Source organism: Rufibacter sp. JT3400010 (assembly GCF_054956755.1).
The window spans coordinates 103,374-122,327 of the sequence record NZ_JBUDXA010000017.1; the positions used below are offsets into that span (position 1 = coordinate 103,374).

At 50.6% G+C, this 18,954-nt stretch carries 14 protein-coding genes; 7 read left to right on the forward strand and 7 right to left on the reverse strand.

The annotated features are described in order from the left end of the window. Positions 1-94 precede the first annotated feature (94 nt). The gene (locus ACY0JR_RS15245; protein ID WP_462634977.1) at positions 95-1,627 is read right to left on the reverse strand and encodes a hypothetical protein; all 1,533 of its coding nucleotides are present in this window, start codon (positions 1,625-1,627) and stop codon (positions 95-97) included. A gap of 259 nt (positions 1,628-1,886) precedes the next feature. Here ACY0JR_RS15245 and ACY0JR_RS15250 point away from each other — a divergent pair, with 259 nt between their 5' ends. Continuing rightward, positions 1,887-4,040, forward strand: coding sequence for a dipeptidyl-peptidase 3 family protein (locus tag ACY0JR_RS15250; protein WP_462634978.1), 2,154 nt, complete (start codon positions 1,887-1,889; stop codon positions 4,038-4,040). 303 nt (positions 4,041-4,343) lie between these two features. Here ACY0JR_RS15250 and ACY0JR_RS15255 read toward each other — a convergent pair whose 3' ends face one another. The 4 genes from ACY0JR_RS15255 to ACY0JR_RS15270 all read right to left on the reverse strand — a co-directional run bounded on the left by ACY0JR_RS15255 (position 4,344) and on the right by ACY0JR_RS15270 (position 11,631). Then, positions 4,344-4,874, reverse strand: a complete 531-nt coding sequence (locus tag ACY0JR_RS15255) for a DinB family protein (protein WP_462634979.1) — start codon at positions 4,872-4,874, stop codon at positions 4,344-4,346. Between the two features lie 82 nt (positions 4,875-4,956). Next, a complete protein-coding gene (locus tag ACY0JR_RS15260) occupies positions 4,957-6,450 on the reverse strand; it encodes an OmpA family protein (protein ID WP_462634980.1) in 1,494 nt (497 codons plus the stop codon). A 276-nt stretch (positions 6,451-6,726) separates the two neighbouring features. Continuing rightward, positions 6,727-7,824 carry a redox-regulated ATPase YchF gene (ychF, locus tag ACY0JR_RS15265; protein WP_462634981.1) on the reverse strand — a complete coding sequence of 366 codons (1,098 nt, stop codon included), beginning with the start codon at positions 7,822-7,824 and terminating at the stop codon, positions 6,727-6,729. A 429-nt stretch (positions 7,825-8,253) separates the two neighbouring features. Beyond that, positions 8,254-11,631, reverse strand: a complete 3,378-nt coding sequence (locus ACY0JR_RS15270; protein ID WP_462634982.1) for a S41 family peptidase — start codon at positions 11,629-11,631, stop codon at positions 8,254-8,256. Between the two features lie 219 nt (positions 11,632-11,850). Here ACY0JR_RS15270 and ACY0JR_RS15275 point away from each other — a divergent pair, with 219 nt between their 5' ends. Together ACY0JR_RS15275 and ACY0JR_RS15280 are read left to right on the forward strand one after the other, a co-directional pair. Beyond that, positions 11,851-12,837 carry an aldo/keto reductase gene (locus ACY0JR_RS15275; protein ID WP_462634983.1) on the forward strand — a complete coding sequence of 329 codons (987 nt, stop codon included), beginning with the start codon at positions 11,851-11,853 and terminating at the stop codon, positions 12,835-12,837. 241 nt (positions 12,838-13,078) lie between these two features. Beyond that, complete coding sequence (locus ACY0JR_RS15280) at positions 13,079-13,852, forward strand: DNA-formamidopyrimidine glycosylase family protein (protein WP_462634984.1); 774 nt, start codon at positions 13,079-13,081, stop codon at positions 13,850-13,852. Positions 13,853-14,076: 224 nt separating this feature from the next. On the opposite strand, the gene ACY0JR_RS15285 is transcribed toward ACY0JR_RS15280, so the two are convergent. Beyond that, entirely contained in the window at positions 14,077-14,409 is a 333-nt protein-coding gene (locus ACY0JR_RS15285) for a DUF3276 family protein (protein WP_181306616.1), read from the reverse strand. Between the two features lie 129 nt (positions 14,410-14,538). On the opposite strand from ACY0JR_RS15285, the gene ACY0JR_RS15290 reads away from it, so the two are divergent. After that, complete coding sequence (locus ACY0JR_RS15290) at positions 14,539-14,937, forward strand: septal ring lytic transglycosylase RlpA family protein (protein WP_462634985.1); 399 nt, start codon at positions 14,539-14,541, stop codon at positions 14,935-14,937. Then, on the forward strand, positions 14,934-15,851 hold the full coding sequence (locus ACY0JR_RS15295; protein ID WP_462634986.1) for a DUF58 domain-containing protein: 918 nt from the start codon (positions 14,934-14,936) through the stop codon (positions 15,849-15,851). The genes ACY0JR_RS15290 and ACY0JR_RS15295 overlap by 4 nt, the downstream gene beginning before the upstream one ends. 250 nt (positions 15,852-16,101) lie before the next feature. Here ACY0JR_RS15295 and ACY0JR_RS15300 read toward each other — a convergent pair whose 3' ends face one another. After that, positions 16,102-16,749 carry a DNA-3-methyladenine glycosylase family protein gene (locus ACY0JR_RS15300; RefSeq protein ID WP_462634987.1) on the reverse strand — a complete coding sequence of 216 codons (648 nt, stop codon included), beginning with the start codon at positions 16,747-16,749 and terminating at the stop codon, positions 16,102-16,104. A gap of 98 nt (positions 16,750-16,847) precedes the next feature. On the opposite strand from ACY0JR_RS15300, the gene ACY0JR_RS15305 reads away from it, so the two are divergent. Together ACY0JR_RS15305 and ACY0JR_RS15310 are read left to right on the forward strand one after the other, a co-directional pair. Continuing rightward, positions 16,848-17,699 carry a hydroxymethylglutaryl-CoA lyase gene (locus tag ACY0JR_RS15305; protein ID WP_462634988.1) on the forward strand — a complete coding sequence of 284 codons (852 nt, stop codon included), beginning with the start codon at positions 16,848-16,850 and terminating at the stop codon, positions 17,697-17,699. Positions 17,700-17,704: 5 nt separating this feature from the next. Then, positions 17,705-18,442: a (Fe-S)-binding protein gene (locus tag ACY0JR_RS15310; RefSeq protein ID WP_462634989.1), complete on the forward strand. Its 738-nt coding sequence runs from the start codon at positions 17,705-17,707 to the stop codon at positions 18,440-18,442. Positions 18,443-18,954 lie beyond the last annotated feature (512 nt).

An 18,954-nucleotide genomic window follows, 5' to 3' on the forward strand; every position in this document is an offset into this window, starting at 1 on the left:
TGTGTCACGAGACTGGAGTCTCGCGCCTGTATTCTCGTACTTTTTAAACTTGTGAGTTTGCGGTCCGTTTTCGTAAACATAGCACCAAAACGCATCAGTGCAGCTCCTTTTTAGGAGAGGAAGGAGTCGGGGAAAGACAGGTTATTTGTTTCAGGCCGATGTCTCCATACAAAGTGGGGCAGGAGGAAATTGGTTTAAGGTGATACTGCTCAAAGAACCGGGAAGCCGAATGGTGGCTCATCAACCAGGCCCGGTTCAGGACAGAAGTTACAGGTGAAAAGTCAGTGAGGATCGGTTGCTGGTGTTGCTGGGCTTGGTGGATGACCTGAGTGAGCACTTCTGGCTTAGAGGAGATTTCATACGCATGGGGCAGTTGCTGGCCAGCGTGGTAGAAATGGTATGCCTCAAACGCATTTTTGTCTTGCAATAAAAGAACGACAGTGGGCTGTTGCTGCACCAACTCCTGCAAGCAGGCGTGATTGGTATACGTGAGAAAGTAGTTAGGGAGCACCGCATAAGCCATGTTCCAGACAAAGAAAGTTGCGCCCAATGAAAGCACATACCGGCTACTGCGGTACACAAAGCAACCTGCCAGCATAGCCGTGAGTACCGGCACCATGACCATGAACTCGGCATTGCCCACCGCATACCAGGCAAACAACAGTTGCAGCAGCAAAACGATAGCAATGGTCTTGAACACGGACGTATGTTGGAGTATCGCTATCTGGCGGTTCGCTAAAATTTCTCTGCACGTCAGTATCAAAGCTACAAAAGTAATTAGTGCGGGTATTATGTAAAATATGTTCTGCTTCACCAATGTGTAGATGCGGCCATGGACTTCCAGAAATGTCCTAAGGAAGGAGATAAAGGTGAGCAGGAAGTTTTGGTAGGTAATGGTGGTTTCCACCTCGCCTTTGTAAAAGTCCAGGAAAACGAACCGATGCGCCTGGGAGAAGGGGATGTGCTGGAGGAACAGTACCACCGCATAAACCAGAGGCACCACCAGCGCGGGCAGTAGAAACAAAATGAATTGCTTTTTATTCGTCTTCGGCAAAAACAGGAAGGAAACGCCCAACCCTAGCCACCAGAAGAAATGCACTTGATGGTACAAACACGCAAAAGCTGACCAGAAACTGCTCCACAAAATGCCTGTCTTTTTGCCTTGTTGTTGAAAACGCAGCCAGAAAAAAGTACCCAGCAAAGAGAAGAAGAGCGGGAGAATGTACGATTCATTTTCGGTGGCGTACCGCATGGTTCCCAGACTGCTTCCGGCCAGTAGAATCAACCCAGTTTGCACCTTTGCGTTTTGCTGCAATCGGGTTAAGATACGCCAGAGAACCAGCAGGCTTGACCCCGCAAAAACACTGTTCATCAACTGCATCAACTCCAGTGGCAGCACCGATATCTTCAGTTCTCTCCCTAGCGCGTAAAAACCCAAGCCGGTGATGTTGTAGAGCAGATGGTGCGGTTGCCACAAATCTACCTGCCACCGCACGCACCCCGCATAATCATAGGCATCTGAGGTAGAGTTCTGGGTTGGGAAAAGCGCATATACCAGAAACAGAACAGCTATAACAGAGAGCGGAAGAAGGTGCTGGTGAAAGAAAGTCGTTGTCCGGGGCGCCATGGTGGTGAGAGGCAGTAAGGTTTTCTCTTCCTGCAGAGCTTTGAAATTTAAAGGTATTTCTTTCTGGCGGTTTTTAGTGTCTTTTCTCCCATTCGCCACAAAAGCCAGCGCGTACAACCAACAGCCTCTGCGTTTTAGAGCCGTTTTCAGGAAACGATGCGGGAAACAGCGCTGACTGGTTCCTCCTGTCAGAACGGAGCGGTTTTTGCCTTACCGCACCTTATTGCCTACTTTTAAGGATTATACTTGACAGAACACCATGAAGAAAACACCCATAGCCGTATCGGCGCTTTTGCTGGCTTCCTTGCTGGCGGGGAGCTGTACGAAAAAAACGATCACCGCTGCCTCTCCCGCTTCCATGATGCCCGGTGAGGCCAGCGTAGTCAAAAACCAGGAGTTAGTAAACGTAACCCAGACCTCGCCGCCGCAGGTAATACAGCCAGATTCCGCGTTCAATTTTGTGACCGAACAGTTCGCCGATTTACGTATTCTGCGCTACCGGGTACCGGGTTTTGAGAACCTCTCGGCCAAGCAGAAGGAGTTACTGTATTATCTGTATGAAGCGGCGTTGTCGGGCCGGGACATTATCTATGACCAGAACTACAAGCACAACCTGCGCATCCGGCGCACGCTAGATGCCGTGGTGCAGAACAAGCGGGATAGATCCACTTCGCCCGACTGGGAGAAGTTCATGGAGTACACCAAGCGGGTGTGGTTCGCCAACGGCATCCATCACCATTACTCCGCCAACAAGATGCTGCCCGAGTTCAGCCAGGAGTTTCTCGCGTCTTCCATCCGGCGGGTACCCGTTGCCAAATTGCCGTTACAGCCCGGCGAAAGCGTAGAAAGCTTCATCAAATGGCTCACGCCGATCTTGTTTGACCCTAAGCTAGATGCCAAACAGGTAAACAAAGCCGCGGGCGAAGACCTGATCAAAACCTCGGCCGTAAATTTCTATGAGGGCTTGACCCAGAAAGAGGTGGAAGCCTTCTATGCCAAAAAAGACATCAAGAACGACCCTCGCCCGGTGTCGCATGGCCTCAACTCCAAAGTGGTCAAAGAGAACGGTCAGATCACCGAGAAAGTCTGGAAAGTGGGCGGCATGTACGGCCCCGCCATTGAGCGCATTGTGTTCTGGCTGGACAAAGCCGTAACCGTAGCCGAAAACGACCAGCAACGCCTCGCCCTCCAGAAACTAGCCGAGTTTTACCGCACCGGCGACCTGAAAACGTTTGACGAATACAACATTGCCTGGGTCAAAGACGTGAACTCGCAGATAGACGTGGTGAACGGCTTTATTGAGGTCTACGATGACCCCTTGGGGCTGAAAGGTTCCTATGAATCGGTGGTGTCGTTCAGGGATGAAGAAGCCACCAAGCGCATCAAAGCCATCGGCGACCAGGCGCAGTGGTTCGAGGACAACTCGCCGTTGCTGCCGCAGCACAAGAAAAAGAACGTGGTAGGCATCACGGCCAAAGTTATTACTACGGTGGTAGAAGGCGGCGATGCGGCTCCGGCTACGCCGATTGGTATAAACCTACCCAACGCGAACTGGATCAGAAAAGAGCACGGGTCTAAATCAGTGAACCTGGGCAACATCGTGCACGCGTACAATGAATCTGCGAACACCGGCGGCAGCGCCTTGACCGAGTTTGCCTTTAGCCAGGAGGAAATTGACCGCGCCAAAAAATACGGCTCCCTGGCCAGCGACCTCCACACCGACATGCACGAAGTGATTGGGCATGCCTCTGGGCAAATCAATCCGGGCGTAGGCACGCCTAAACAGACCCTGAAAAACTACGCCAGCACCATGGAAGAAGGTCGCGCCGATTTAGTTGCCCTGTATTACGTGATGGACCCTAAACTGGTGCAGATGGGCGTCATGCCTTCGCTGGACGCCGGCAAAGCCGAATATGATGGCTACATCCGGAATGGTCTGATGACCCAGCTTTCCCGTCTGGCTCCCGGCGAAAAGATTGAAGAAGACCACATGAGGAACCGCCAGATGGTGGCCGCCTGGGCGTTTGAGAAAGGCAAAAAAGACAACGTGATTGAGCGCGTAACCCGTGAGGGCAAGACGTATTTCAAGATCAATGACTATACGAAGCTGCGCGACCTCTTCGGGCAGTTGCTGCGTGAAACCCAGCGCATCACCTCTGAAGGCGATTTCAAAGCCGCCGAGAAACTGGTGGAGACGTACGGCGTGAACGTAGACCAGGCCCTGCACAAGGAAGTGTTGCAGCGCTACGGAAAGCTCAACATTGCGCCTTACCAGGGTTTCATTCAACCTAAGCTGACCCCGGTGGTGAAGGAAGGGAAAATTGTAGATGTGTTGCTGGTGTACCCAAATAACTTCACGCAGCAGATGCTGGAGTACGGCGAAGTCTACAACTTGCTGCCGAACTACAACTAATCTCCTGTTTTCATTTCCCTTTCGGGAAAACGCCCCCAAAACAGCAACTGCCTGATCATGATGTCAGGCAGTTGCTGTTTTGGGGACGTTTTTGTTTAAACAAATGGGAAACAGTACTCTTGGGTAAAACCAGCTAGTGCGGCTTGAATAATCCTTTTAAGGAAACAATTCCCCTCGCTCGCGTCCTGCGAGTGTGAGCTACCTGCGGCGTCCCGCCGCTAATAAACATTAAACATTCTTATTACTCGGCCAGAGGCCGCACGTAGCTCACACTCGCGTCCCGCGAGCGAGGGATCTATTGGTTTATCTATCTTTCAAAACATCAGCCCTCAGAATTCGAGCAGTAACCAGCAGTTGACCCACATGCCGTTGCGTGTGTTCGGCGGCGTGGAAGAGAAGTCCGCCTACGGTAGAGGGGAGCTGGGCCCGGCCTACGCCTCTTGGCTCTGGGAGTGTTTCTGGGTTGATTTCCTTTAATTGATTGATTGCTTTAGCTACCTGTTCCACAAACGCCTGTACTAGTTCCGGCACGGAAGTACCTTGGGGTGGCGGGGATCCTTCGCCTTTTAAATAGGTAAGTGCCTCCGGCGATAAAGATTCTCCACGGGCATAGGTAAACAGACGTTCTAAAACACCTTTGAGGTGCTGCAAATGGAAACCAACGGAGGCTACCCCTGCGGGTTTTTCCCAAAGCAGAGGCTCGGGGAACCCGAGCAGATTGGCTTCCACTTCTTCTACCGCTTGCAGCAAGGCGTGGGCAATTGGTTGCAACAAGGCAGGAACATCTGGCAGGGGACCTCTTAACCAGACTTCCAGTTTACGTTCGTTTTCCATGGTGTTTTTCAGAAAGGGCTTTAAAACGGAAATGCCCGACCAATCGGCCGGGCATTTCTTATCATTTACTGCTCTTCGGTGACTACTGAATGAAGAGACGGAATTCAGCACGGCGGTTTCTGGCACGGCCTGCGCTGGTGGTGTTAGGAGCCACCGGACGCTCTTCCCCGAATCCTTCGGTGATGATACGGTCAGAAGCTACGCCTTTTTGGTTTGTCAAGTAAGACTTGGCGGCATCTGCTCTGCGAACAGAAAGCTCTTGGTTGTACTCGTTTGAACCAATGTGGTCAGCGTGGCCAGAGATACGCAGGTTGTAGTGCGGGTATTTAGACAACATGGTAGACATTCTGTCCAGAGTTGGGTAAGAAGTTCTCTTCAGAACGGCTCTGTTGAACTCGAACTCAATCTTAGGAACGCGGGCCATGTAGGTGCTGTCTTCAGCGTCTAAGCCTGGACAACCCATGTTAGCGGCAGAACCAGCTACATCTGGGCAACGGTCAACATCATCGTTTACACCGTCATTGTCACGGTCAACAACCACTGGGCAACCATTGGCATCCACGCGGGTACCGGCTGGCGTGTTAGGGCAAGTGTCGTTTTTGTCTGCTACACCGTCACCGTCTGCGTCTGGGCAACCTCTGGTGGCAGCAGGACCAGCTTGGTCTGGGCACTCATCTTCTGAGTCACGAACACCATCACCGTCTTTGTCTGGGCAGCCTTCCAAAGCGGCAGTACCCGCTTCAGTAGGACATTTGTCTTGGTAATCTGGAACACCGTCACCGTCACCGTCTAACGGGCAACCGGTTTTGTCCACTTGCACACCAGCAGGAGTGTCTGGGCATTTGTCACGGCGGTCAGAAACACCGTCTCCGTCTGTGTCAGTGGCTTTGCCTAACCCGAAGGTTAAACCGAACTGGTGTTGCAGGTAGCGGTCGTTCAACTCATCTGAGTTACCCGGCTTAATACCGTCAATCAGGTTGGTAGTTGGGTAGTTGAAGGTAGTCTGTGCAAACAGGCTAATTCCTTCAGTGATTTTGAAACCGATACCGGCACCACCCATGTAGTTCATGCGAAGGATACCTTCGTCATACTTGAACTCATTGGTTCCGCCTGGTCTTGCTACCGGCAGATAGGCTTCCACGCTGGCGTACTGCGCACCAACACCAGCAATCAGGTATGGTTGTAAGAAAGCAGTTTCGCTCAGGATTTTGCCGTTGTTCAGTTTCAGTTTCAGACCTAAGTTGGCAGTTCCTATTTCGTCATCAAAACGGCCTGGTCCAAATCCGGTAACGTTGTACGTCACGTTGTTGGCGTCCTGCTTCAGGTTGAAGTAGTTCAATTGCAACGCTACGTCAAAGGAAGGAGAGAGATAGCGGTTAATACCTAAACCTCCGCCCCACGATGAGTTACTCATGTCCCAGATATCATTCCGAATATTCGTCCGAGCCTGGATCGAGTTCGCATAGATAGATAACCCCCACGGTCTATCGGCGGACTGAGCCATTGTTTCTGATGGAGCAACCATAGACAGCAGCCATGCGCCGAGTACAGAAGCTTTAAGTAATGTTTTTTTCATAGTTTTTAAGAGTTGTAATATAGTAATCTGCACATATTTACAGGTTTTCCACTAAAATGTTGCCTCTTATAGATAAAAAGGAATTTACATAGTAGGTAACTTGCACATATTCAGACGATTATTTTTTGTAAAAGTTATTATAATTCTACTTCAAATTATTAAATCTAGCTTGCTTCAAGGCTTACGTATTTAAAAGTGATAGAAGAAGGCAGATATACAGACACAAAAAAAGGAGAGCGTTTAGCTCTCCTTTTTTTGTAAAATGCTATAAATCAATTACACATTGAATCTGAAGTGCATGATATCACCGTCTTGTACCACATAATCTTTGCCTTCTAAAGCCATTTTACCAGCTTCTTTTATCTTTGCTTCAGACTTATATTCAACGTAATCTTTTAGCTTGATTACTTCTGCCCTAATAAAGCCTTTCTCAAAGTCTGTGTGGATGACCCCGGCCGCTTGCGGTGCTTTCCAACCTTTCCGGATGGTCCAGGCGCGTACCTCTTTTGGCCCGGCGGTGAAATAGGTAACAAGGTCAAGCAACGCGTAAGAAGCTCTAATTAATTGGTTTAGACCAGATTCTTTCAGGCCGTACTCGCCCAGGAACATTTCTTTTTCTTCAGGGTCAGTGAAATCAGCAATCTGCTCTTCAATGGCCGCGGAAATCACCACAACCTCAGCTTTTTCATCTTTCACGTGCTCTTTGAGGGCATCCAGGAACTTGTTACCCGTCAGGATTGACTCTTCGTCTACATTTGCTACATAGATTACCGGCTTAATGGTCAGCAATTGCAAGTCTTCTACAGCCTCTAGGTCTTCTTCGGTGTAATCCAAAGAGCGGGCGTTCTTGCCACTTTCCAGATGTTCTTTGAAACGCTGTAAGCTGGCGAATTCCTTCTTGGCTTTGGCATCACCGGACTTGGCAGTACGCTCCACTTTGGCAATCTTCTTGTCAATGGACTCCAAGTCTTTCAACTGAAGCTCGGTGTCAATCACGTCTTTGTCAAACACAGGGTCAACGCCACCGGCCACGTGCACAATGTTGGGATCGTCAAAGCACCGGATCACGTGGATGATGGCATCTACTTCCCGAATGTTGGCCAGGAACTTGTTGCCCAAGCCTTCGCCTTTGCTAGCACCCTTCACCAAACCAGCAATGTCTACGAACTCCATCACGGTGGGCAGTACGCGCTCTGGGTGCACCAGTTCCTCCAGCGTTTTTAAACGCTCGTCTGGCACGGTGATGACACCCACGTTGGGTTCAATGGTACAGAAAGGGTAGTTAGCCGATTCGGCTTTGGCATTTGACAAGGCATTGAACAGCGTAGATTTACCCACGTTTGGCAAACCCACTATTCCACAACGAAGTCCCATATAAATAAGGTTGGTCTAAAATCAAGGTTGATGTTGCTGCTTCTGGTCACTGAACAATTCATAAGACACGTTTTTGGAAGCGGGTGCAAATATACGCAATACTGAGGGGACTACCACCTAATTAGTAAAAGGCTTATGGCGCAGTATCAAGGCTACTGTGCATCGCTATTCTTTTGATAAAATTTATTGAAACTGGTCCAAAACAGCTTTAAGTATTCTAAAGAAAAACGGCTGTTCTTACAAGAACAGCCGTTTTTCTTTAGAATACTATGGCGCGGAAGTTACTTCCGTGACTTGGGAGTGCAGAAAGTCACGGAAGTAACTTCCGCGACATAAATGGTCTCTTTAGCAAAACATGCGATAGTTTAGCTCGCAAGAAACGAAAAGCGGCTGCTCTATATGGAACAACCGCTTTTTGTTTTGCATCTCTTATTTAGTGGAAGAACCTGCTTCTTTCTCCCAACCTTCCGGTCGGCGCCACCTAACCGGGGCGGCCGGTTCAGGCTTAAGTTTTATCTCTTTTGTTTTCAGAAGTTCCAGAGCTTCGGCTACGGCGCGTTCCAGCTGCGGGTCTTTTCCGGCAATCACGTCCGCAGGTTTGTTGAGCACCTCAATGTCTGGGGCAACGCCTTCGCCTTCCACGGCCCAGTTCCCGTTCGCATCCACAAATCCGCCGCGGGGTGCCACCATGCGGCCACCGTCTATAAAAGGAGGGGTGTCCCAGGTGCCTACCAAACCGCCCCAGGTACGAGTACCTACTATTGGCCCGATTTCCATTTTCCGGAACAGAAACGGAAGCAAGTCGCCGCCAGAACCGGCCATTTCATTTACAATCATCACCTTTGGTCCCCAGATACCCGACATAGGGGTGGTGAAAGGCCGGTGGTCACCTACTTTGCTGTTGAAATAGCCGTGCAGTTCCCGGCCCATGATGTCTACCATGTAATCAGCCGCCGAGCCTCCGCCGTTGTTGCGTTCATCAATAATGGCGCCTTGTTTGTCCTGCTGGCCAAAGTAATACCGGTTAAAGGAAGTATAACCGCCCTGCCCGGTGTTTGGCACATACACGTACGCCAGCTTGCCGCCTGAGAGCTCGTCTACTTTCCGGCGGTTACCTTCAATCCAGGCAATCCGGCGCAGGTTGGCTTCGCTGGGAACCGGCACTACGGTCACCATGCGGGAGCCCTCCAATGTTGGTTTACTGTTGATGCGCAGCACAGTTTGGCGGTCGGCGGTGGCTTCAAAGAACTTGTAGAGGTTCTCGGGGGCTTTTACCGGCACGCCGTTCACTTCCAGGATATAATCTCCTTGTTTAATGTTCAATCCTGGCGCCCGAAGTGGAGCCCGCATGTCTGGGTTCCAGGCTTCGCCGTTGTAAATCTTGCCAATGCGGTACAAACCTTTGTCTACTTCGTAGTCGGCTCCTAACAAGCCTACGGGTACGCGCTTCACATCCGGGAAGTCACCGCCCGAAGTGTAGGAGTGACCTACGGATACTTCGCCGCCTAGAATGTCAATCAAGTAATGCAGTTCTGACCGGTGGCGTACGTGTTCCAGCCAGGGTCTATACCACTCATAGATTTTATTCCAAGGCGCGCCGTGCACGTTGTTCACGTACAGAAAATCGCGCTGGTAACGCCAGCCTTCCCGAAAAATCTGCTTCCATTCCGCTGCCGGGTCAACTTTCACCTTGAGGTCGGTGAGTTTCAATTTGCCTTCGCCTGCTTTGGGAACAGCCGCCGTAGAAACAATGCTCCAGGAACTGCCGCTGCGGTACAGCAGATTCTTCCGATCAAAGGAGATGGAAGGGTCTGTGATCTTGGTCAGGAACTCGGTAGACTTCACATCTTTGAGGCTGTACTTGTGCAGGTTTTCTCCTTCCTGGTTAGGTACGGTTTCCAGGTAGAAGACCTGTCCCTCAGGCCCGGCAAGTAACCCTGAGTAGTTGCGCTCGGGTATCTGGATAGGAATAATGCGCTGACTAAGACCATCCATATCAATTCTTACCTGTACCGTTGGTTTCACCACTTTGGCTTCGCCTTTCTGGCCGCTTCTGGTTCTGGGTTCAGCCTTTCTGTTTTGGGATGGCGTATCCTGTAAACCGGTGGAAGGCTTCTGCGGTTGGGTATCATCGGCTTGGGCCAGCTCTTCATCACTGCGGGGCAGCAGCGGCGAGGGCGTGTCTTTGGACAGCACAATCATGTAGAGACTGCGGGTAACCGGACGGTCATAGCTGCTCATGTCCAGCCAGCCGGTGTTCAGGCCATAGTTGGTGCTGGCCAGGAAGTACAGGTATTTTCCGCTCTCGTCCCAAACCGGAGAAAGGGCATCGGCCATTTTATCGGTGAGCTGGAAATTCTGGTTTGTTTCTACGTTGTGCACCTTCACCACCTTAAACTGGTTTTGCAGCAGGCGGGTATAGGCCAGCCACTTGCTGTCTGGTGACCACACAGGGTTCAAGGTTCGGTCCGGGTGAGCATAGCCTTCGGTATCGGCTTTCTTTACTTTGCCCGATGCCACCTCCACGTACCATAGGTTGTAGTCGGTATCGGTGAAGGCGATATATTTATTGTTTGGCGACCATTCCGGCTTGAAGAAGAACGTAGGATTGGGAATGGCGATGCTGCGCGGTTTAGTCAGGCCTTCCTGGTCCCCAATCATGAGTTGGTACTCGCCGCTAGCATCAGAGAACCAGGCGATCTTGGTACCGTCCGGTGACCAGGTAGGGTAGCGGTCGGCGGCACCCGGCGAGTGGGAGATGTTCCGCCAGTCGCCTTCTTCTTTGGGCACGGTGAACACCTCGCCGCGTGATTCAAACAAAGCGCGCTTTCCGCCGGGACTCAAAGAGGCATTGATTAGCTGCGTGGGCGAGATGTCTGCCCACCGAGGACGGGCCCAATCAAAGTCACCGCGTACTTCAATGGTGAGTTGTTTAGTTTCGTTTTTTTTAGGATTGAGCAGATGCAGGTAGCCCGCCTGTTCATACACCAGCATGCCTGCGGCGGCATCCAGGTTCTTGGTGTCAAACTGTTTATGGAACGTATGCTGCTTTACTTCTTTGGTCTGCGGGTTATAAGACCAAATGTTATTGGCGTAGTCCCGTTCAGATAAAAAGTACACAATACCGTCCATCCAGACCGGGCTGGTATGCCGCTCTTTGTTGAATTGAGGCGTTTGCTGCAAAGAATAGGTTTTCAGGTCTACAATCCAAATGGGTTGCGCCTGCCCGCCGCGGTAATTCCGCCACTCCGGGTCCCAGAACGTGATGGGCTGGTAAGCCGCAAACTGCCCGTCTTCTGACAACTCACCGTTGGCCGCCTGTGGTATTTTCAAGGCTTCTGGCATGCCCTGGTTTACCGAAACCGTATAGAACTTAGAATTAGCCGTTGGATACCCGTTCCGAGCTGAGACAAACAGCACCGATTTGCCATCGGGAGTCCAGCCAGTGACATCATCATTACCGGGGTGCCAAGTCAGACGCTTCGGTTGACCGCCTTCCACCGGCACCAGGTACACATCGGTGTTGCCATCATATTGCGCGGTAAACGCCAGCCATTTTCCGTCTGGTGAGAAATGCGGATTGGTTTCAGCGCCTTCATCAGAGGTAAGCCTTCGGGCGAAGCCCAGGTTGGTATTGTTGCCCTGCCGTTCGGCTACCCAAATATCATTGGCATACACAAAGGCGATATGGTTCGCACTTAGGGTAGGTTGACGCAGCAGGCGCGTGCCCTGTGCCTGGCTTGTAGCCGGTAACGCACACAAGGCGCTGCCCAGCACCGTCATTTGTAGGAGTCTCTTTATGACCATAGGAAGTGGTTTAGTAGATGTCTTGAATATAGAAATACTTTGCCAAGATTAGCTATTAAGAAGGGTAGTTTATGCCCCGAAAATGAAAGAAAAGCTTGCGGGAAAGCAGGCCAACTCAGCTCCTGCGTTCAGCTCCTCTTTTTGGAAAAACAGCCACAAATAAGAAGGACTCGTACAGAAAAGCTTAATCTGCCTTTATCTTATCAAGAGAATACACCTATGGAAAAAAGAAAATTAGGAACCCAGGGATTATCCGTGTCAGCGTTAGGCTTGGGGTGCATGGGCATGTCTGACTTCTACAGCAACCGCGATGACCAGGAATCAATTGCCACCATTCACCACGCACTGGATCTGGGCATTGACTTCCTGGACACCGCCGACATGTACGGCGTAGGAGCCAACGAGGAATTAGTGGGCAAAGCCATCAAAGACAGACGTGACCAAGTAGTGTTGGCCACCAAGTTCGGGAACGTGCGCGACGCCCAAGGCAACTTTATGGGCATCAACGGCTCTCCCGAATACGTGCGGCAAGCCTGTGAGGCCAGCCTGAAACGCTTAGGCGTTGACCATATTGACTTATACTACCAGCACCGGGTAGACAAACAAACCCCCATTGAAGAAACCGTAGGTGCTATGGCCGAACTGGTGAAAGAAGGAAAGGTGCGGTTCTTAGGGTTGTCAGAAGCCTCTGCCGCTACCCTGGCAAAAGCCAACAGCGTGCACCCCATCAGCGCCCTGCAAACCGAATATTCGCTCTGGAGCCGTGATGTGGAAGATGAGATTCTGCCTGCCTGCCGTGAACTAGGAATTGGCTTTGTGCCCTACAGTCCGTTGGGAAGAGGTTTTTTGACAGGACAATTCAAAACTCTGGAAGACATTCCCGAAGATGATTATAGAAAACACTCGCCCCGTTTTCAGGGCGAGAATTTCCAGAAGAACCTTGACTTGGTGAAGAAGATAGAAGAACTGGCTTTCAAGAAAGGCTGCTCGGCTTCGCAACTGGCTTTGGCCTGGTTACTGGCCCAAGGTGACGATATTATTCCCATTCCCGGCACCAAGAGAAGAAAGTACCTGGAAGAAAACGTAGGCGCGGTGCAGGTTTCTATATCTACAAATGAATTAGAGGAGATTGAAGCCATTGCCCCCAAAGGAGTAGCCGCCGGGTTACGGTATGCCGCCCCACAAATGGGCAGCTTGAACGGGTAAGGAAAGCGTCATTCCATGACTGTTTTCCGGAAAACGGACTCAAAAACCTGTGAGGTCTCCAAGACCTCACAGGTTTAAAGTACGGGAAAAATATTGGAAAAAAACTGGCGTGAGACTCCAGTTCGTGCCTCTGGATGAAGCGAGTCTCCAGACTCGCCGGGAACCACCAGCTGTAATGCTTTACCGTAAAGTTGCCGCTCCGGCTGTATTTTAATAGCAGCGCGAGCAGCAACTTTACTTTATGATAAATACCTTATTCAACCCCATGCCCGAAGGTCCAGAAATAGTTTTCCTGAAAGAGCAAGCCGAGCCGTTCATTGAGCAGCGGGTTGTAAAGGCAGAAGGATGCGATCAGAATTATCCTTTTGCCCAACTTAGAAATCAGGAATTAATTGAGATAAAGACTTATGGGAAAGAGTTGCTGCTATGCTTCCAAAGCTTTGTGGTGCGCGTTCACCTCATGTTTTTCGGGAAGTATGCCCTAAACGGAACCGTCAATAGAGAGCTACAATTAGGTTTAGTCTTTGAGGAAGGGGAGATCAACTTTTATGCGTGTGACATCCGGTTTATTCAGGAGCCATTAGATGACCTGTACAACTGGAAGACTGATGTCATGAATCCTTCTTTTGACGTGGAAAGCGCTTTAGAAAAATTGGCGCATAAGCCTCATCGGTTTATCTGTGATGCGCTGCTGGATCAAGATATTTTAGCCGGGGTTGGAAACGGAATCAAGAACGATGCTTTGTTCAGAAGTCGCATTCACCCCGAAAGTTTGGTGGGAGAAATTCCCGAGCAGGAGCGTAGAGGGTTATTCTCAGCGTGTGTACAGCTAAGTTTTGAATACCTAGACTGGATACGAGAAGGAACCGCTAAGCGAAACTGGCAGGCCTATACCAAAAGAATCTGTCCCCGCGATCAGATTCCTTTCCTGAAGGAGAAGTTAGGGAAGCCCCCGCGGTCTTGCTATTTCTGCGACAAGTGCCAGCGGTTGTACCTACCTGAAGTGGATGTGTGAAGTTTGCGGAAGAGAAGCGCCTGTTTTGGTCTATTTCACCAAAAATCGCTTGGAAACATCGGCTTTAGCCGAAGAGAAAACAAGCTGATTTTCTGCTCTAAGTATTTACGGAGTGTGGGAACGTTTGAGGGCCGTTTTACTAAAAGCAGCCGCAAAACAGGAAAGGAAAGGGCATAAAAAAAGCTCACGCGAGGCATGAGCTTGGGGGAGTTAAAAACGGGAGGTTATTCCCACTTAAGCTCTTCGTCCACCGCAGCTTCTGCTGGCGCATGGTCTAAGCGCTCAAGTTCCGCCAGTGCCTCTTCAGACAATAACTCACCTTTCACATGGTTCACCGTATCCTGCAACGCTTCCATGAACTTGGCAAAGTCTTCTTTGTACAAGAAAATCTTGTGCTTCTCGTAAGAGTAATTGTCGTCCTTGAATTTCCGCTTGCTCTCAGTGATTGTCAGATAATAATCATTGGAGCGGGTTGACTTCACATCAAAGAAATAGGTGCGCTTTCCTGCCCTTACTCTCTGCGAGTAGATTTCTGCTTTGTCGTTGTTCTCTTCCACCATAACTTGAAGGTTCCTTATTAATTTGAAGTAGCCAATTTAAAGGAAGAGATTCATATCTAAAAATTTTTAAGGTTAATTTTAATAGTTAAATTACAATGTGCTAATGTTTGTAAAGAACAAACCTACATGAGAATAAAACTATTTTGTCTCTTCCTCTGCCTGCTGCCTTGGCTGGCGTTTGCCCAAACCGTGCCCCAGAAAGGAAATGCCACCTATTACGCCAAGACCCACGTGGGCCAGAAAACCACCAGCGGCGAACGGTACAACCCAGAAGAGATGACCGCCGCCCATGCTACCTTGCCGCTCCACTCGTATGTAGAAGTGCATAATATGGAGAATGGCCGCAAAGTGATAGTCAGAATAAATGACCGCATGAGCCGCAAATCCCGTTATGTGATTGACGTTTCCAAGAGCGCGGCCCGCCAACTGGGCATCATTGGGGCAGGATCTGGTAAGGTGAAACTCACGCAACTAGACAAAGAAACCGCCCTCGCCCTCCAGAAAAAAGCAAACGAAGCCACATGAGCAGAATAGCCGTTGATTTAGACAGTGTGCGCCACATCCAGAACCTGGAGTTTCTGGCCAAGCGAATGGTAGAGGGGTTTATCACGGGTTTGCACAAATCGCCGTACCACGGGTTTTCAGTCGAGTTTTCGGAGCACCGGCTATACAATTCCGGTGAGAGCACGCGGCACATGGACTGGAAAGTCTTTGCCCGTACCGAGAAACTGTTTGTGAAGCGGTATGAAGAGGAAACCAACCTGCGGTGCCAACTCATTTTGGACGTATCTGGCTCCATGTATTACCCTACGCACAACTACGGCAAGCTTTCTTATGCCGTTTTGAGCGCCGCCGCGCTGGCCACCCTGCTGCAAAAACAGCGCGATGCCGTGGGACTCACCACCTTCTCTGACCAGATTGAACTGCAGACACCCATCAAGTCTACCGGAGCGCATCTGCATACCTTATTATTAGGCCTGCAACAACAATTGCAGAAACCCGCGCCGCCGCAAAAGGAAACCCGCGTCGCCTCCATGCTGCACCAAATTGCCCAGCAGTTGCCCAAACGCTCGCTAGTGATTCTCTTCAGCGATTTACTTAGCCAGTACGACCAACTGGACGAGATATTTCTGGCCCTGCAACACCTGCGCCACCAGCAACACGAAGTGCTTTTGTTCCATCTCACCCACGCCGAGACCGAGGAAGAGTTCCATTTCCCCGACAAGCCCTACATGTTCCATAGTCTGGAGAACGGCGAAAAGATAAAAGTACAGCCGGCAGAGATTAGGGAGGACTATGTGAAAGCCATGCAACAGTTCAAAAATGAGTTAAAACTGCGCTGCGGCCAATACCGCATCGACCTGGTCTCCGTGGACCTGCGCGAACCCATAGACAAAGTACTGCAAGCTTATTTAGTCAAGCGCCAGAAAGTGCGGTAAGCGTTTGAAGGCTGGTTTTCTGAAAGTAGTCCAAAACACATAAGTAAAGGAGGCAAGATGAGTGTCTAACTCTGTATTACCTATTTCTTGCTATCTTCCTGAAAGGACCTTGTGGGCGAACTAAAATAGCTTTGATGGAACGCTACTGCCGTTCGCCCACAAGGTCCTTTCAGAATGACAATGTTATACATTATGTAAGCTAAATCGGTACCTCCTTAAACTCAGAACTCAAGACTCAGAACTCAGGACTTTATACTGGTGCATTATCCAACGATTGCCAGAGGTAACGGCAGGCGAGGGTGCGGTGTGGTTTCCAAAGTTCAGAGAGAGACAGCATCTTCGCTTTGGCTGCTTTATGGGTTTCCTCTAAGGGGTAGAGGCGTTTCATGGCGTTGTAAATACCCAGATCATCTACCGGCATCACGTCTGGCCGGTGCAGGGCGAACATGAGAATCATCTCGGCGGTCCAGCGTCCTATTCCTTTTATCTGTACCAGTTGTGCAATCAATTCTTCGTCTGGTAAATGCGCCAACTGTGCGTCTTCCAGTTTTCCGGCGGCTTTGTGTTCAGCGATTTGCTGGAGGTAGCTTATTTTCTGGCGGGACAATCCCACGGCCCGCATTTCTTCGGGTGCCAGCAAAAGCACTATCTTTGGTTCTGGGTAGTTTTCTGGAAAAAGGGCCAGAAACCGGGCCTTGATGGTCGCCGCCGCTTTCACACTCAACTGCTGGGAAATGACGGAACTGAGTAAGGCTTCGTAAATGGGTCTGGTGGCAGTAGTTTCCTGTAGAGCGGGAGCTTGAAGCACCAACTGGTACAGAACCGGGTCTTGTTCAAAAAGTGCGGCGTGGTTGGCGGGCATGGCGTAGAGTTGATTTGGTTCTAGCAACGTTTTCATCGGCAGCGCCGAAACGAAAAATTAAAAAGTGTCCGTATAGATAGAACCATACGAAAAGCGCTGCCGCCGGAAGGTAGAACAGCCATAAATCAAAACACATGAAGATAATTGAGTGCCCCAGAGATGCCATGCAGGGCTTAACCGAGTTCGTTCCTACCCCTCAAAAGGTGCAGTATCTGCAGACTCTGCTGGAGGTTGGCTTTGATTCCCTTGATTTCGGGTCGTTCGTGTCGCCCAAAGCTATTCCGCAGATGCGGGACACCGCCGAGGTGCTGGCCCAACTGGATACCTCCGTTTCTCAGACTAAATTACTCGCTATTGTGGCCAATGTGCGCGGGGCGAAGCAAGCCGTAGCGCATGACGTGATCCGGTACATCGGGTTTCCCCTGTCTTTGTCTGAGGAGTTCCAGCAAAGGAACACCAGCAAGAGCATTGCTGAAGCTTTACTTGAAGTGGCGCAGATGCAAGAGCTTTGCCTGAAGCATGATAAAGAACTGGTGCTGTACCTTTCCATGGGCTTCGGGAATCCGTACGGTGAGGCGTGGGAGCCAGCCTTGGCAGGGGAGATGACGCAACAACTGGATGGCATGGGCATCAAGATTATCTCGTTGTCAGATACCATCGGGGTTTCCAATCCGGGTACCATCCAGGACCTGTTTTCTACCTTGATTCCGGCGTTTCCGCATATAGAATTCGGGGCGCATCTGCACACCAGTCCCAGCACCTGGCGCGAAAAAGTGGAAGCCGCGTATGCGAGTGGCTGCCGACGAATGGACGGTGCTTTGCTGGGCTACGGCGGCTGCCCCATGGCCAAAGATGAGCTGGTAGGCAACATGCCCACTGAGAAAATGCTCTCCTATTTACAGGAGAAAGGCGTACCTTTGAACCTGAACCAGGATGCGCTTTCCCGTTCCTTAACCCAGGCCACCCACGTTTTCCATTCGCTTTAAACCAGATGCAACAGCCGGTAGTTGATATCTTTATTCCCTGTTTCATAGACCAGTTGTTTCCGCAGACGGCCTGGAACATGGTGAAACTGTTAGAATCTTTGGGGTGCACGGTGCGCTACAACACAGACCAGACCTGTTGCGGACAGCCCGCCTACAACGCCGGTTTCCAGCAGGAATGCCGCTCTGTAGCCGATAAATTCCTGGAGGATTTCTCCAATGAAGACAGCGACTACATTGTGGCTCCTTCGGCCTCCTGCGTGGGCATGATCCGGAATGCGTACTCCAACATGTTCATGACTTCCTCCAACTTTGTGCGGTACCGCGCCATGGAGCGCAAAGTCCTGGAATTATCTGAGTTCCTGACCGATGTGCTGCAGATAAAACAAATCCCCGGCGCCCGCCTCAACGCCAAAGTCACTTATCATGATTCCTGCAGCGCCCTGCGCGAATGCGGAATCAAAGAAGGCCCGCGCCGCCTGCTTGAAATGGTGGAAGGCCTGCAACTCACCGAAATGCGCGACACCGAAACCTGCTGCGGCTTCGGCGGCACCTTCGCCGCTAAATTTGAATCCATCTCCGTGGCCATGGCCGAACAAAAAGTAGAGAATGCCCTGAGCACCGGTGCGGAGTACATTGTCTCCACGGACACCAGTTGCCTTATGCATTTGGAGGCTTACAGCAAGAAACAGAACAAACCCATCAAAGTGCTGCACCTGGCGGATGTGTTGACGAGTGGGTGGTGACACATGGTTCAAGTTTTCAACTTGGACCTAAAATGTCCGGAAGTTTACGAATCCGTGAGGCGAAAGCCTTAAACTTTCATCTGCTGATTCAAGCGGTTTCGCCGCTTGGCGGGATGGCTACTTACAATAGGATTTGATTTTTTGGTGCATGCAGTTTCGCTGTCGCTGGCGTGGCGGGTGGTTGATGCGGTGCCCTTATGCTTTGTTGTTTCATCTTTTCTGGTAAGCGCTCACGGCCGCGAGGCCCTGTCTTCCCCTCTCGCACTGCCCTTTCGGCCTGTGAAGTCTGTCTCCCTTAGCCTATGTCTGTCTAGGGCCAAAAGCGAGGTGCGCTCAGGAAAGACTGGAACTGGGAAAAGTAGCAGAAGTGGCGATGATGGTGGAACTGGAATGGTAACCTGTAGAGACCAGGCACTGCCTTGTCTCTCACGCATTGCTTTCTCCTATCCACTATGGCGCGGAAGTTACTTTCGTGACTTTCTTGCACATTCCCCTAAGTCACGGAAGTAACT

Bases quoted from the DNA above. Each gene is read 5' to 3' on its own strand.
- ACY0JR_RS15255 (WP_462634979.1), bottom strand. From the start codon at position 4,874: ATGGAAAACGAACGTAAACTGGAAGTCTGGTTAAGAGGTCCCCTGCCA.
- ACY0JR_RS15305 (WP_462634988.1), top strand. From the start codon at position 16,848: ATGAAGATAATTGAGTGCCCCAGAGATGCCATGCAGGGCTTAACCGAG.
- ychF (WP_462634981.1), bottom strand. From the start codon at position 7,824: ATGGGACTTCGTTGTGGAATAGTGGGTTTGCCAAACGTGGGTAAATCT.
- ACY0JR_RS15250 (WP_462634978.1), top strand. From the start codon at position 1,887: ATGAAGAAAACACCCATAGCCGTATCGGCGCTTTTGCTGGCTTCCTTG.
- ACY0JR_RS15300 (WP_462634987.1), bottom strand. From the start codon at position 16,749: ATGAAAACGTTGCTAGAACCAAATCAACTCTACGCCATGCCCGCCAAC.
- ACY0JR_RS15310 (WP_462634989.1), top strand. From the start codon at position 17,705: ATGCAACAGCCGGTAGTTGATATCTTTATTCCCTGTTTCATAGACCAG.
- ACY0JR_RS15270 (WP_462634982.1), bottom strand. From the start codon at position 11,631: ATGGTCATAAAGAGACTCCTACAAATGACGGTGCTGGGCAGCGCCTTG.
- ACY0JR_RS15295 (WP_462634986.1), top strand. From the start codon at position 14,934: ATGAGCAGAATAGCCGTTGATTTAGACAGTGTGCGCCACATCCAGAAC.
- ACY0JR_RS15280 (WP_462634984.1), top strand. From the start codon at position 13,079: ATGATAAATACCTTATTCAACCCCATGCCCGAAGGTCCAGAAATAGTT.
- ACY0JR_RS15260 (WP_462634980.1), bottom strand. From the start codon at position 6,450: ATGAAAAAAACATTACTTAAAGCTTCTGTACTCGGCGCATGGCTGCTG.
- ACY0JR_RS15275 (WP_462634983.1), top strand. From the start codon at position 11,851: ATGGAAAAAAGAAAATTAGGAACCCAGGGATTATCCGTGTCAGCGTTA.
- ACY0JR_RS15245 (WP_462634977.1), bottom strand. From the start codon at position 1,627: ATGGCGCCCCGGACAACGACTTTCTTTCACCAGCACCTTCTTCCGCTC.
- ACY0JR_RS15290 (WP_462634985.1), top strand. From the start codon at position 14,539: ATGAGAATAAAACTATTTTGTCTCTTCCTCTGCCTGCTGCCTTGGCTG.